At 43.8% G+C, this 13,761-nt stretch carries 12 protein-coding genes; 11 read left to right on the top strand and 1 reads right to left on the bottom strand.

The annotated features are described in order from the left end of the window. Positions 1-3 precede the first annotated feature (3 nt). The 5 genes from fabF to EGI32_RS11990 all read left to right on the top strand — a co-directional run bounded on the left by fabF (position 4) and on the right by EGI32_RS11990 (position 4,456). Complete coding sequence (fabF, locus tag EGI32_RS12010) at positions 4-1,257, top strand: beta-ketoacyl-ACP synthase II (RefSeq protein WP_255155599.1); 1,254 nt, start codon at positions 4-6, stop codon at positions 1,255-1,257. A 251-nt stretch (positions 1,258-1,508) separates the two neighbouring features. Then, a complete protein-coding gene (rnc, locus tag EGI32_RS12005) occupies positions 1,509-2,150 on the top strand; it encodes a ribonuclease III (protein WP_255155598.1) in 642 nt (213 codons plus the stop codon). A gap of 84 nt (positions 2,151-2,234) precedes the next feature. Next, positions 2,235-3,269, top strand: coding sequence for an NAD(P)H-dependent glycerol-3-phosphate dehydrogenase (locus EGI32_RS12000; protein ID WP_255155597.1), 1,035 nt, complete (start codon positions 2,235-2,237; stop codon positions 3,267-3,269). Between the two features lie 259 nt (positions 3,270-3,528). After that, on the top strand, positions 3,529-3,927 hold the full coding sequence (locus tag EGI32_RS11995) for a hypothetical protein (protein WP_255155596.1): 399 nt from the start codon (positions 3,529-3,531) through the stop codon (positions 3,925-3,927). Between the two features lie 40 nt (positions 3,928-3,967). Further along, positions 3,968-4,456, top strand: a complete 489-nt coding sequence (locus EGI32_RS11990) for a hypothetical protein (RefSeq protein ID WP_255155595.1) — start codon at positions 3,968-3,970, stop codon at positions 4,454-4,456. Positions 4,457-4,477: 21 nt separating this feature from the next. Here EGI32_RS11990 and hemW read toward each other — a convergent pair whose 3' ends face one another. Further along, positions 4,478-5,611, bottom strand: coding sequence for a radical SAM family heme chaperone HemW (hemW, locus tag EGI32_RS11985; RefSeq protein WP_255155594.1), 1,134 nt, complete (start codon positions 5,609-5,611; stop codon positions 4,478-4,480). Between the two features lie 38 nt (positions 5,612-5,649). Here hemW and EGI32_RS11980 point away from each other — a divergent pair, with 38 nt between their 5' ends. The 6 genes from EGI32_RS11980 (at position 5,650) to gldL (ending at position 13,722) form a co-directional block, all read left to right on the top strand. Next, positions 5,650-7,473 (top strand): BamA/TamA family outer membrane protein, encoded by a 1,824-nt coding sequence (locus EGI32_RS11980; RefSeq protein ID WP_255155593.1) that lies wholly within the window; start codon positions 5,650-5,652, stop codon positions 7,471-7,473. Positions 7,474-7,507: 34 nt separating this feature from the next. Beyond that, positions 7,508-8,389: a DUF4271 domain-containing protein gene (locus tag EGI32_RS11975; protein WP_255155592.1), complete on the top strand. Its 882-nt coding sequence runs from the start codon at positions 7,508-7,510 to the stop codon at positions 8,387-8,389. A 26-nt stretch (positions 8,390-8,415) separates the two neighbouring features. After that, a complete protein-coding gene (locus EGI32_RS11970; RefSeq protein ID WP_255155655.1) occupies positions 8,416-9,207 on the top strand; it encodes a uroporphyrinogen-III synthase in 792 nt (263 codons plus the stop codon). A 94-nt stretch (positions 9,208-9,301) separates the two neighbouring features. Next, positions 9,302-11,356, top strand: a complete 2,055-nt coding sequence (locus EGI32_RS11965; protein ID WP_255155591.1) for a thioredoxin domain-containing protein — start codon at positions 9,302-9,304, stop codon at positions 11,354-11,356. A 159-nt stretch (positions 11,357-11,515) separates the two neighbouring features. Continuing rightward, positions 11,516-12,811: an SUMF1/EgtB/PvdO family nonheme iron enzyme gene (locus tag EGI32_RS11960; protein ID WP_255155590.1), complete on the top strand. Its 1,296-nt coding sequence runs from the start codon at positions 11,516-11,518 to the stop codon at positions 12,809-12,811. Between the two features lie 338 nt (positions 12,812-13,149). Further along, positions 13,150-13,722 (top strand): gliding motility protein GldL, encoded by a 573-nt coding sequence (gldL, locus tag EGI32_RS11955; RefSeq protein ID WP_255155589.1) that lies wholly within the window; start codon positions 13,150-13,152, stop codon positions 13,720-13,722. Positions 13,723-13,761 lie beyond the last annotated feature (39 nt).

Genomic DNA, 13,761 nt, shown 5'->3' with positions numbered 1-13,761 from the left:
TGTATGGCTTTAAAAAGAGTAGTCGTTACCGGATTGGGTGCCCTTACTCCATTGGGTAAAACTGTTGACGAATATTGGCAGGGATTAACTGATGGCGTTAGCGGATGCGACCTGGTTCAGCAATTCGATATCTCCAAATTCAAAACCAGGTTTGCCTGTGAGGTTAAAAATTTCGAGCCTACCGACTATTTCGATAGGAAAGAAGCCAGGAAAATGGACCGTTACTGCCAGTTTGCACTCGTAGCAAGCGATGAGGCAGTAAAAGATGCCGGTATCACGAAGGAAAATGTCAACCCCGATCGTGTCGGTGTCATTTTCGCCAGCGGTATTGGTGGGCTGATCACCTTCCAGGAAGAAGTGGTCAATTTCGCCTCCGGCGACGGAACCCCCCGCTTTAATCCTTTCTTTATTCCCAAAATGATATTGGATATAGCCGCAGGGCAGATATCCATGCGCCATGGTTTCAGGGGTCCCAACTTCGCAGTTGTAAGCGCCTGTGCCTCCTCTACCAATGCCATCATCGATGCATTTGACAATATCCGCCTTAATAAAGCAGATATCGTTATCACCGGTGGCAGCGAAGCGGTGATCAGTGCCGCAGGGGTGGGTGGGTTCAACGCCATGAAAGCGCTCAGCGAACGCAATGACGATCCTAAAACAGCCAGCCGGCCTTTCGATAAGGACCGCGACGGTTTTGTAATGGGAGAAGGCGCCGGCGTGCTGGTGCTCGAAAGCCTCGAACATGCATTGGCCCGTGGCGCCAAGATCTATTGCGAAATAGCCGGCGGCGGCGCAACTGCCGATGCCTACCACATTACCGCCCCACATCCGGAAGGATTAGGCGCAAAAAATGTAATGGGAGCAGCCCTGGCGGATGCCGGTTTGAAACCTGAAGACATCGATTACATCAATGTTCATGGTACTTCCACCCCTCTCGGCGATATTGCCGAAACAAAAGCGATCCTCAGCGTATTCGGCGATCATGCATACGACCTTAACATCAGTTCTACCAAAAGCATGACAGGCCATTGCCTGGGTGCAGCGGGAGCGCTGGAAGCACTGGCTTGTATCATGGCGGTTACAAAAGACGTGATCCCTCCAACGATCAATCATTTCACCGATGACCCTGAACTGGATCCGAAGCTGAATTTTACCTTCAATAAAGCACAGCATAAAACTGTCAACGCAGCCCTTAGCAATACTTTCGGCTTCGGCGGACACAATGCTTCTGTGATCATCAGGAAATATGTTCCTTAGGAACGTGCCTGTGGCGCCTTTTGGTTTAGAGATTAGGGATTAGAGTTTAGAATTCGACTCAATTCTTTTAATTCGAACTAAAATTCGTGTCTTTAAATTTATGTCTTTAAAATACATCTCCGCTAATTCGTGTAATTCGCGAAAATTCGTGTAATTTTCAAAAAAATTAGGTTATCAGTACACTACAATTCATTAAAGATATTTTTGAAACGGAGCCCAAAAAAAAGGCTTTCAAAAAACAGCTCAACAATGTGCTGGGTTTCACGCCAGGCGATGTTACGTTGTATAAGACTGCGCTCAGCCACCGCTCGGTGAGGGAAGGCGCGGACGAAAACAATGAGCGGCTGGAGTTTTTGGGCGATGCGGTATTGAGCTCCATCATCGCACATTATCTTTTCAGAAAATATCCCTACAAAGGCGAAGGTTTCCTTACAGAAATGCGGAGCAAGATGGTGAACCGCCAGAAGCTGAACGAGATCGCACTGAAAATGGGATTAAAAAAGATCACTTTCTACAATAAGTTTGATAACGCACTTAAAGTTTCGCAGATATTCGGCAATACGCTGGAAGCTCTGATTGGCGCGGTTTATCTCGATAAAGGGTATAAAAAGACGCAGGGTTGGGTGGAGAAATTCATCATCCTTCCGCATCTTTTTACCGATGACCTGGAAGTGCTCGAAATAAATATCAAGAACAGGTTATACGGCTGGGCAAACAAGAATGGCAAAGCCCTTGAATTTGCGACACTCGACGAGAAATTCGAGAACGGCCGCCGGCTCTTCACCATCGGCGCCACAGTAGATGGCGAACTGGTAGCCCAGGCGAAAGGATATAACAAAAAAGACGCCAGCCAGATTGCGGCGCAGTTGGCGGTGGAAAAATTAGGACTTTAATTAGTTATCAATTACGAATTACGAATTACGAATTAGGTTTCGTTCAGTCGTAATTCGTAATTCGTAATTCGTAATTTTTTTAGGATGAAGTTTGGTATATTAGGGAGCGGAAGCTGGGGTACAGCCCTGGCAAAGATCTTAACCGATAACGGCCAGTCGATATACTGGTGGAACCGCAGTGAGACTGCCATACAGCAATTCCGCAACCGCCACCACAATCCTCAATACCTGCCTTCGGCAAAATTTGATATCAAGCAGCTTACACTCACCACCTGCCCCAATGATGTGGTCAAAAATTCGGATGTCATTGTAATTGCCGTACCATCAGCTTATGCATTGGATGCGCTGGATCAACTCGATAAAAATATACTCGCCGGGAAAAAGATCGTTTCGGCCATCAAAGGCATCATCCCCCAAAATAATCTTTTACTCAACGATTACCTGAAAGATGCTTTCAATATTCCTTTGGAAGATTATTTCGCAGTGCTGGGGCCTTGTCATGCGGAAGAAGTGGCCGCGGAGAAATTATCTTACCTCACTTTTACCGGTGTGAATGAAGTGCTGACAGAACAGATCGCCGCTTATTTCAAAACAGATTATCTCAACACTGTGCTCAATAAAGATATCTATGGCGTGCAATATGCAGCCGTACTTAAAAATATTTATGCAGTGGGTGCTGGTATCGCACATGGCCTGGATTACGGCGATAATTTCCTGAGCGTGCTCATCGCGAATAGTGCCGATGAAATGGCCGGTTTCCTTCGCAAAGCCGGGATCATCAATGCGGAAGTAGGGTACATCGATCACAGTGCGGCGAAAAATCAGCTGCATAATAATTATGCGGCATCGGTTTATCTTGGCGATCTTCTGGTAACCTGTTATTCGCTGCATAGCCGCAACAGGGCTTTTGGAAACATGATAGGCAAAGGATATTCAGTCAAAGCCGCACAGCTCGAAATGAGCATGGTGGCCGAAGGATACACTGCCAGCAAATGTATGGAACACATCAACAAAAAAATAGGAGCGGATATGCCGATCGCAAATGCCGTCTTCAACATTCTCTGGAACAATTCACCTGCGAAGGAAAGTTTTGCCGCTATTGAGGAAATAATGATTTGATACAATAAGAGTTTCATTTCTCCCTACCAAATTTTTACACTGAACTTTATTGCAGTCAGACTAAACTTTGTTTAGCGCTAAAATTATGTCACTCTTTTCAAGTGAGCTACTTTTGAACTGTTAAGGTTAGTAGGGATAATGAGCTGTATGATTCTAGATAGTACGGCTCATTTTACCAGCTGGTAAAATTAAAAAAAAACTCAACATCAGGCTGCATGTCTGCGGCCTGGTACAATCCTTTATTATTAAAATAAAAAAAATGAAAAAGATCATAATGGCATCGCTATGCCTGATAGCAACGTATGGAGTGACGGCACAAACAACCAGACAATTAGAAACGGAGGATGGTATCCGGAAAGTCAGCATTAATAAAGACGGTAGTTCAGAGATAAGTTTCTCCATGGAAGAATTCTCTGAAATTTCGGATAAGCTCAGCGGGCGTTTATGTATCACTATCGGTAGCCAGAAAAAAAATTGCCGGGGTGGTATAGGATTTAAGTGCGGGATATTCGACTGTCCAATGAATCCAAGTCCGGGTCCGCAATTGAAGCATCCACAAAGATCGCGGCAGCAGGAAGTTGAATTGAAAGTGGTAGGTAAGATCGTTGTTGTTAAATTTATCAATCCGGTGGATTGGGACTTCCTGTCGAATAATTAATGAGATATCTTGCTGCTATTCGTAATTCTAAACTCTTTACATGAAAACCAGGGTAATTTTTTTATTGATTATTTGCATGTTGCTCAACTGTGGTGTGAGAGCGCAATTTCGCGAACTTGATATACAGGATCTGCATTTTAATAATTCAAAGCCGGTTCGGATATTCTTTACTGCATTGTGGTGTTCGCCTTGTATGGGGAAGTATAAGATCGTGCAGGAAAACTTTGCAAAAGATACCAGTTTCAATAATCTTATGTTATTTGATGCCAGTGGATTTTCGAGGGAAAAATTGAAAAAGATCACGCCGGAGCCTTTTGATAGTTTAAGGTCATACATTATTCCCTATCGTTATTATAAGGTGAAAGGGCCGGTAGTAATAAATCTTTCCTCCAAGGCTTTAAAAAGATTCGTTACATCCCTGAAAAAAGAGTATCCTGGAAATGGGCAGTTGAGTTTCTGGTACGGGGATATGATCGTCATTTCCACGGAAGGACGGATTGAAATGGAGAAAGTGGAAAAGGGTTGGTAAGTGCTGGATAATAAGACCTGATCAGTCAGCAAAAAGGTCACTGGCTATCCCGTCAGCTAAAAACTTGCCTTCATTGGTAAGAATGAGGCATTCGTTCGACAGGATCATATGCTGCTGCCGGATAAAATCAATGCTTTGTACAGAGATCCGGGAGGAATGTTTTTCGCCAAATTCTTCCCTTACCCTTTTCAGATCCAGCCCTTCAGAAGTGCGTAGTGAAGTCATGATGTATTCGTTCAATCGCTGGGTGTCGGTGAGCGTTTCAGCTTCAAAAGGAAGTATGTCTTTGGATAAGGATTGGATGTAGAGTGCATTGTTGGCAACATTCCAGCGACGCGTGTTGTTGCCGTCGAAAGAATGTGCTGCCGGACCAAATCCGTAATACGGCTTGCCTTGCCAGTAGCTGCTATTGTGCCTGCTGCGAAACCCTGGTTTTGCGAAATTGCTGATCTCATATTGTTCGTAACCCGCTTGCTGCATCCTGGATAAAAGCAACTGGAACTGTTCTGCCTGCCTGTCGGTATCTACCGGGGGAGAAGTGTGCAATTCAATCATTTTATTCAGGGCGGTTTTGGGCTCTACAGTAAGAGCGTAACAACTGATGTGTGGGATATTATTTGAAAAGATGATATCGAGGTTCCGATGAAGATCATCATTGCTTTGCAGTGGCGAGCCGTAAATCAGGTCTACGGAAAAATTGGTAAAGCCCGCCCTTTTGATGTCTTCAATGCATTGAAGGGATTCGGTAGCGTTGTGAGCCCGGTTCATCCAGCCCAGTTCTTTTTCATTGAAGGATTGGATACCCACGCTGAGCCGGTTGATGCCAAGTTGCAGCCAGCTTTGCAACGTGTCGGGATTGATGTCGTCGGGATTTGCCTCAAGGGTTATTTCAGCATGATCCCTTACCTGGAATTTTGAGTGGATTTGAACCAGGGTCGACGATAGTTCTTCAGCCGAAAGCAGGCTTGGTGTACCGCCGCCAAAATATATGGTGGCCACATCATTACCTGTAGAATCATACAATTCAGTTATGGATATTTCTTTCTTCAATGCTTCAAGCAACGTGCCTTTTGTTTGCAAGGAAGTAGAGAAATGAAAATTGCAATAAGTGCAGGCTTTTTTACAAAAAGGGATATGTATATAAATGCCCGTCAAAGATTGTAGATTTACGTTTTAGAATGTTTACAGAACGAATGAACTTTTTCTGCAAGTATACCACCAAAGCTGCTGCTGTGTTAGTGCTTGCCTGCTTGTTGCTGCATCCTGCTGTGGCTCAGCACGCGAATGCTCCAAACAAAGGGTTCCCCATGCATTATCATCTGGTGGGCAAAGATAGTTCGTTTAACGTGGAGCAACTTGGACTACAGCAAAGTTTTTCAAATAGTGCCGAAGCGTATGGTTATATCGTAAAACTTCCCGCATTGCTGGCTTCAAAGGGTTATCCGGTTGCTTCTGCAGACAGCATCTGGGAGGTGAATAACGAATTGCATGTTGATCTTTACCCAGGAACGAAATATAACCTGGTGCAATTACAGGTAAATAATGTAGAGCCGGCGGCATTGGAAGCAGGTGGTTATATAGAAAAGAATTTCACCAATAAGCCCTTGAATATTTCACAGCTGCAATTGTTGCAGCAACGCATTTTGGGCTATTATGAAAAGAACGGTCACCCTTTCGCGAAAGTTTATCTGGATAGTATCCGGGTGGAAGACGATAAGATAACTGCGGCGCTCAAAACGGAGAAAGGAGTATTGTATCACATCGATAGCATCAGGGTATTTGGCAACATAAAGATCAATAAACGGTTTCTGCAGCGTTACCTTTCGATCCCTAATGGCAGCATCTATTCCAAAGAACGGTTGGGGCAGGTGGATAAAAAAATGCTGGAGCTGCCCTATCTGACACCGGTTCAGTCATCGGATCTCACTATGCTGGGGAGTGGGGCAGTACTGAATTTATATGTACAGCCAAAACGCAGCAGCCAGGTCAATTTCCTGGTCGGTTTCCTGCCATCGGGAAATGATTCTAAAAAACTGCAGGTAACTGGTGATGTGAACCTGGATCTGAAAAACCTGTTGGGAACGGGCGAAAATTTCTTATTGAAATGGCAGCAGTTGCAGCCGAAATCACCAAGATTGAACTTAGGCTTTGATCAGCCATATATTTTCAATTCCCCTTTTGGATTCAATTTCCTGTTTGATCTTTTTAAAAAAGATTCCAGTTTCATACAGGTCAATGCACAGGCAGGGGTACAGTTTAGCCTGGCAAATAATCAGACGGGGAAGTTGTTCGTGCAGTTGCAGAATGCCAGCCTGCTGGAGGGCGCCATAGATACGAATGTGATAAAGGTTCAAAAAACATTGCCGCTGAATATCGATGTGAGTGCGGTAAACGTAGGGTTCAATTATGAGTGGCAGGGAACGAATTACAGGTTCAATCCCCGGAAAGGAAATGAAGTGAACCTGGTTTCGGTAGTAGGTATCAAAAACATTAAAAAAAACAATACCATCACCAGCCTGAAAGACCCTTCCTTCAACTATGAAAGCCTGTATGATTCTATCAAATTGAAAAGTTACCAGCTTCGTGTAAAATTAGCGGCAGCGCATTATTTCCCGATAGGCAAAGCAGGAACTTTCAAACTCGGAGTGAATTCAGGCTATTACACCAGCCCGTCAATATTCAGGAATGAACTTTTTCAGATTGGCGGGTATAAACTGCTGAGGGGGTTCGACGAGGAAAGCATATATGCCACTCAATATGCAGTAGCCACGGCAGAATACCGGTACCTCATTGGGCTCAACTCGTACCTTTTCACTTTTGTGGATGTGGGATGGGTGAACAACAAATACCAGGATGTTGCTCTCAACAACAAGTTCACCGGTGGGGGCTTGGGGATATTATTTGAGACAAAAGCAGGCTTGCTTAATTTAAGTCTTGCTGTGGGGAAGAGAAATGATGTGAAGTTTAACCTGAGGGAATCTTCAAAAATACATTTCGGGTATATAAATTACTTTTAAAGCAGTATTTAATTCAATTATTTTTGTGCCACAAATGACCATCAGATTGAAATTAACCACCCTCTTATTTTTATTGTTCCTGCTTTTGCAACTGAGCGCAGGTGCCCAGGTGGTAGATACAGCTGCTGTGCGTAAAGACACATCACTGCCGGTAGTTGAAAAGATTCCGGTATCTGTTCAGAAATCATTGACAGAAGAAAATATTTACCTGAACAGTAAAGCACAGCCGGTAACCATGGCTATACGGCCGAGAAAAGTAATGGGTGAGGACGGCTATTTTTATTTGTTGCTGGGGATCACCTTGCTGTTTGGGATCGTAAAGGCAGCTTATTCAAGATATTTTGCTAATCTTTTCAGAGTATTCTTCAACTCTTCTTTGCGGCAGAGCCAACTCACGGATCAGCTGGTACAGGATCAGTTGCCTTCATTGATATTTAATTTGCTGTTCGTATTGTGTGGAGGACTTTATTTGTATTTCCTGATTCGTTTTTATGGCTTGATCCCTTCTTCCACAGACTGGAAACTGATGGGACTTTGCGTATTACTTTTCGGGGCGGTGTATTTTGTGAAATATATCACATTGAAATTTACAGGCTGGATCACCGGTTACAAGCAGGAGGCGGATATTTATACCTTTATAATTTTTCTCATCAATAAGATCATCGGTATATGCCTTTTACCGGTAGTGATCGTACTGGCTTTTTCCGAAATGCAGGTAGCTTCTGTGTTCGTGATGATATCGGCAATCCTGGTAGGGGTATTGTTGCTTATGCGTTTTTACCGGTCGTATGGCTTGCTGGAAGCGAGGATAAAAGTGAGTAGGTTTCACTTTTTTCTCTATATATTCTCTGTAGAGATATTGCCGCTTTTTATCATTTATAAGGCCGCGGTGCTTTTTTTGAATAAAAATTGGTAATTTCGTATTACCATTTGGATGTGAGTATGATAAAAAACGCTGTAAAAGAGGCTGGTGTATCAGCCAAAAAAGTTAAAAAAGTACTTATTGCCCAACCTAAGCCCGAAGGTCTGAAATCGCCCTATTTCGATCTTGCTAAGAAATATAATCTTACGTTGGACTTCTTCCCTTTCATAGTCGTGGAGGGTATTCCAGCCAAAGATTTTCGCAAGCAAAAGATTGACATAGCTGCTTTTACAGCAGTCATCTTCACCAGCAGGAATGCAATCGATCATTTCTTTCGCATATGTGATGAAATGAAAGTGACCGTATCCCAGGATACGAAATACTTCTGCATAACCGAAGCTGTAGCGCTTTATCTCCAGAAATTCATCCTATACCGCAAACGCAAGGTTTTCTATGGCGCCGATGGTACCAACAAGAGCCTGTTTGACGTGATCAATAAACATAAGGACAACGAAAAATTCCTTTACCCTTGCTCAGAAGCTTTCGATAGTGAGATTACCAACTGGCTTCGCGGTCATAACTGTGGTTACGCTACTCCCGTTTTGTACAAGATCGTCAGCAACGATATCAAGGAAGTCATCGGGAGGAATTATGACGTTATCTGCTTTTTTACTCCGGGTGGAGTAAAAAGCCTGATGGAAAATTTCCCTTCTTTCAAACAAAACGGTACAAGGATCGGTGCTTTCGGGATAAACACATTTAAAGCAGCCGAAGATGCAGGTCTCATTCTCGACATCAAAGCACCGATGCCCCAAAGTCCGAGTATGGTAAGCGCTCTCGAGAAATATATAGTTTCAGAAAAGAAAAAATAAATATAATAGGTCAATTGTTCAAAAGGTTCAAATGTTCAAAAGGTTGGTTTAACTTTTGAACATTTGAACCTTTTGAACTTTCAAAACTTTCCTCATGCACAGCAACCAGTTAAAATACGAAAGCAGCCCGTACCTTTTGCAGCATGCCAATAATCCTGTGCATTGGTTTGCCTGGGGGGATGCGGCTTTGCAGGCCGCCAAAGAAGAGCAGAAACCTATACTTGTGAGCATCGGTTATGCAGCCTGCCATTGGTGTCATGTAATGGAAAAAGAGAGTTTTGAAAATGAAGCTACGGCGGCGGTAATGAACGAACATTTCATCAACATCAAGATAGACCGCGAAGAGCGCCCTGACCTCGATCATATTTACATGGATGCCGTTCAGGCGATTGCCGGCAATGGCGGATGGCCGTTGAACGTTTTTCTTACACCCGATGCAAAGCCCTTTTATGGGGGCACTTATTTTCCCCCTCAAAAAGCATATGGAAGAAATTCGTGGACGGATGTATTACTTTCCATCTTCGATGCCTGGAAGAACAGGCGGGAGGAGATAGAAGAACAGGCTGCTCAGTTGACAACTCATATTGCGAAAGCAAACAATTTTGCTGCAATAAAAAACATTGTTCCGCAGTCAGAAAGCGATCAGCTTTTTACAAAGAATAATTGCGAAGCGATCGCAGAAAACATCCTGAAGAACGCGGATCGTAAGGATGGCGGATTTGGCGCACCCCCCAAATTCCTGCAAACCGGTTCGTTGCAATACCTTTTCCGGCAGGCACATTTTTTCGGCTATCCGTTAGCGTTACAACACGCTGAACATTCTTTGCAAAGCATGATCAATGGCGGAATATACGACCAGGTGGGCGGTGGTATATCACGCTACAGTACCGATGCTCACTGGCTTGTGCCACATTTTGAAAAAATGCTGTATGACAATGCCCTGTTGGTCCTTACGCTTTGCGATGCCTACCAGATGACTAAAAAAAATTTGTATGCTGATGCCATCAGGGATATCCTTTCTTTTATTTCCCGGGAAATGAAACATCCTGATGGGGGCTATTATGCGGCCATCGATGCAGATAGTGAAGGCGTGGAAGGTAAGTTCTATGTGTGGCAGAAAGAGGAAGTGGAACAGTTGCTTGGAGAAGATGCAGCATTGTATTGCGCTTATTACAATGTTTCCGCCGGAGGGAATTGGGAGCATCAGAATATCCTTCATGTAACCCGGCCACTTGAAGCGGTTGCAAAGCAACTGGATATCGAATTGGAAGCGGCTCAACACATCATTGCGTCCGCAAATGAAAAAATACTGGAGGCAAGAAACAAACGCATCCGCCCCATCACAGATGATAAAATATTGCTTGGCTGGAATGCATTATTACTGACGGCTTTCTGCAGGGCATTTTCCAGCCTCGGCGAAGAATCTTACAAAGCAGCCGCCCAAAAACTTTTTCATTTCCTCGAAAAAAATCTCGCCGATAAAAACTACCGTACTTTACTACACACTTACAAAGATGGCGTTGCCCGGTTCCCCGCATTTCTCGACGATCATGCCTGGTATATTCAGGCGTGCTTCCATCTGCAGGAAATATCCGGCGACCAGGATTATCTTTTAAGGGCAAAAAGCCTTACGGAGTATGTGGTTGAACAATTTTCCGACACGGAAAGCCCGTTCTTTTTTTATACAAGGGCAGGGCAGGGAGATGTAATTGTCAGGAAAATTGAACTTTATGATGGGGCAACGCCTTCGGCAAATGCGGTGATGGCGGGCAACCTTGCTTATTTGTCCATAGTCTTTGATGAAAAGGAATGGCGAAACCGTTCTCTCGAAATGCTACAAACGGTATCGGGGGCGGTCCTGAAACATCCGGGGTCTTTTTCCATCTGGGCGCTGGGCTTCCAGCAGGAGTCGGTTGGTATCAACGAGTTGGTGATCACAGGCGGGGCGATTGAAATGTTACGAAAAGAAGTACTCTCGGCTTTCATCCCGAACAGGGTTTTGCAAAGCAGTGAATATTATATTAATATGTCTTTGTTGAACGGGAAGTCCTTTTCAGACAAAGGTTCCTTATATTTATGCCGGAATTATGCATGCGAAGCTCCTGTTTCAACGGTGGCTGAGTTGCTTAATCAACTGAAAAATAATTAACGGGAATGTTTTTTGTTCACAATATTTAAATAATTTGCTCGTTTATTATAGTTCAGAGTACGGTATTTTGTTGATAAATACCCAAAAAAACAAATAAGAGCAGTTGATGTTAAATCAAAATAATCATTACATTTGCTATTACCCTCAAAGTTAAAAAAAATGAACAATCGGTTATTCTACGTATTAGCTGTAGCTGCTATTGCTACTTCCGCAAGCAGCTGCAAGATGCTAAGTGGGAAAAAGAAATCTGGGTTGCCAAACGACGGCCAGCTGCACGGCGTTGCACCGGGCGTCAGGTGGAACCTGACCAAGCCGCCAGGCATGGTATATGTACCACCAGGGACATTTCACATGGGCCCAAGCGATGAAGATGTTAACTATGCCTATACCGCAAGGAACAAACAGGTTTCAATCAGCGGGTTCTGGATGGATGCCACCGAAATTACCAATAACGAATATCGCCAGTTTACCAATTGGGTACGTGATTCTATCGCTGCAAAGCTGATGGGGTATGTTAAACAAGGACAGGATGGCAACGAATATATCGACTGGAAAAAAGCAAGCACAATCAAATGGGGTGATAAAGCAACGATCGAAAAGATCGATGCGATCATCGTTACACCGGATAACCGTATTTTCGGTAAAAAAGAATTAGACGCTAAAAAGATCGTTTATCAGTCAGAAATATTCGATTATAAAGCGGCTGCTCAAAACAAGGACGTAACCGTACCTCGTTCCGCATTCATTGTTAAGCAACAGATACCGGTTTACCCCGATTCACTTTGCTGGGTACGTGATTTCGCTTATTCTTACAATGAGCCAATGGCGAAAAAATATTACAGCCACCCTGCTTACGGAAACTATCCTGTAGTAGGTGTTAGCTGGAAACAGGCTACTGCTTTCTGCGAATGGAGAACCCATTACCTGAACGCATGGCTTGAAGGCAAAAAACGCACTGCAGAATCTGATTTCCGTCTTCCGACAGAAGCACAATGGGAATATGCAGCCCGTGGCGGCCGTTCTCAGATGTCTTACCCTTGGGGTGGTCCTTACCTGAGGAACAAAAAGGGTTGCCTGTTGGCAAACTTTAAACCAGGCCGCGGTAACTATCCTGAAGACGGCGGTTTGTATACTGTGAGGGCAGATGCTTACTGGCCAAATGACTTCGGATTGTATAACATGGCAGGTAACGTAGCAGAATGGACTTCTTCTTTATATTACGAAGGTTCTTATAACTTCCAGCACGATCTTAACCCGGATGTTCGTTTCAACGCCAAAGACTCAGATCCTCCACGTATGAAACGTAAGGTTTTACGCGGCGGTAGCTGGAAAGATGTTGGTTATTTCCTACAGACCAGCACCCGCGCTTACGAATACCAGGATACTTCAAAATCATACATCGGATTCAGGTGTGTTATCGATCTGCCCCCAGCTCCAAACAAACGCGGCAGGTAATAATAAATATCATTCTATAGATAACAATTCTAGTTCAACATAACTTACTGTAATAACCCATTTTAATTAAAAATGAAATGGGTTATTATTTCCCGAACTTTTCTCTAATTAATCAACAATAACAATCCCATTTAAAACTTAAAACTCTTTAAATTATGGCTGCTGGTCAATCACGTCCAATCGATCGCGTTCTTAACATCCTAGTTTCAGCTGCGGCTGTACCTGTACTTCTCGGAGCACTTTTCAAAATCACTCACGCTCCAGGCGCTGATCTTTGGCTTAAAATAGGTCTTTATACGGAAGCTGCAATCTTCCTTGGATACGCATTACTTTACCTGTTGGCACCGCCTCCGGAAGGAGCTGTATCAGTTGCTACTGTTGAAACAGGCAACCCTGCCCTGAAAAGCATGGATAAAATGCTGCAGGAAGCGGATATCACTCCGGCAAATCTTAAAAAATTAGGCGAAGGTTTCCAGAAACTGGGAACTACTGTAACCGGTATATCTGAAGTTGGTGATGTTGTAAAATCTACCAGCGATTTCAGCACAAAAACAAAAGAAGCAACTACCGCTATCGGTAACATGGCAACTGCATTCAGTGCGAGCGCTACTACCATGGCTTCTTTCAACAACGCTTCTGAAAGCGCTAAAGGTTTCCACGAACAAGTACAGGTATTGACCAAGAACCTTGGTTCTTTGAACACTATCTACGAACTGGAATTGAAAGAAAGCAACAACCACCTGAAAGCATTGAATGGTTTTTATGGTAAAATGGCTGAAGCCAGCCAGGCTATGATGAGCAGTGTTGACGATGCTAACAAAGCAAAAGATCAGATCGGCGCATTGGCTACCAACCTGAGCAAACTGAACTCTGTTTACGGAAACATGTTGAGCGCTATGCAGGGCAGATAATCAGTGAATGATTGTCTCTTAATCCAAACAATATTTAAC

The sequence above is a fragment of the Ferruginibacter sp. HRS2-29 genome, assembly GCF_024343615.1.
Lineage (GTDB): Bacteria > Bacteroidota > Bacteroidia > Chitinophagales > Chitinophagaceae > Ferruginibacter.
Note: the sequence above shows the minus strand (reverse complement) of the source record. Positions and strands in the feature narration are given on the sequence as shown.

Coding starts and splice junctions, on each gene's coding strand:
- fabF (WP_255155599.1), top strand. CDS start 4: ATGGCTTTAAAAAGAGTAGTCGTTACCGGATTGGGTGCCCTTACTCCA.
- EGI32_RS12000 (WP_255155597.1), top strand. CDS start 2,235: ATGAAGTTTGGTATATTAGGGAGCGGAAGCTGGGGTACAGCCCTGGCA.
- EGI32_RS11995 (WP_255155596.1), top strand. CDS start 3,529: ATGAAAAAGATCATAATGGCATCGCTATGCCTGATAGCAACGTATGGA.
- EGI32_RS11990 (WP_255155595.1), top strand. CDS start 3,968: ATGAAAACCAGGGTAATTTTTTTATTGATTATTTGCATGTTGCTCAAC.
- EGI32_RS11980 (WP_255155593.1), top strand. CDS start 5,650: ATGAACTTTTTCTGCAAGTATACCACCAAAGCTGCTGCTGTGTTAGTG.
- EGI32_RS11975 (WP_255155592.1), top strand. CDS start 7,508: ATGACCATCAGATTGAAATTAACCACCCTCTTATTTTTATTGTTCCTG.
- EGI32_RS11970 (WP_255155655.1), top strand. CDS start 8,416: ATGATAAAAAACGCTGTAAAAGAGGCTGGTGTATCAGCCAAAAAAGTT.
- EGI32_RS11965 (WP_255155591.1), top strand. CDS start 9,302: ATGCACAGCAACCAGTTAAAATACGAAAGCAGCCCGTACCTTTTGCAG.
- EGI32_RS11960 (WP_255155590.1), top strand. CDS start 11,516: ATGAACAATCGGTTATTCTACGTATTAGCTGTAGCTGCTATTGCTACT.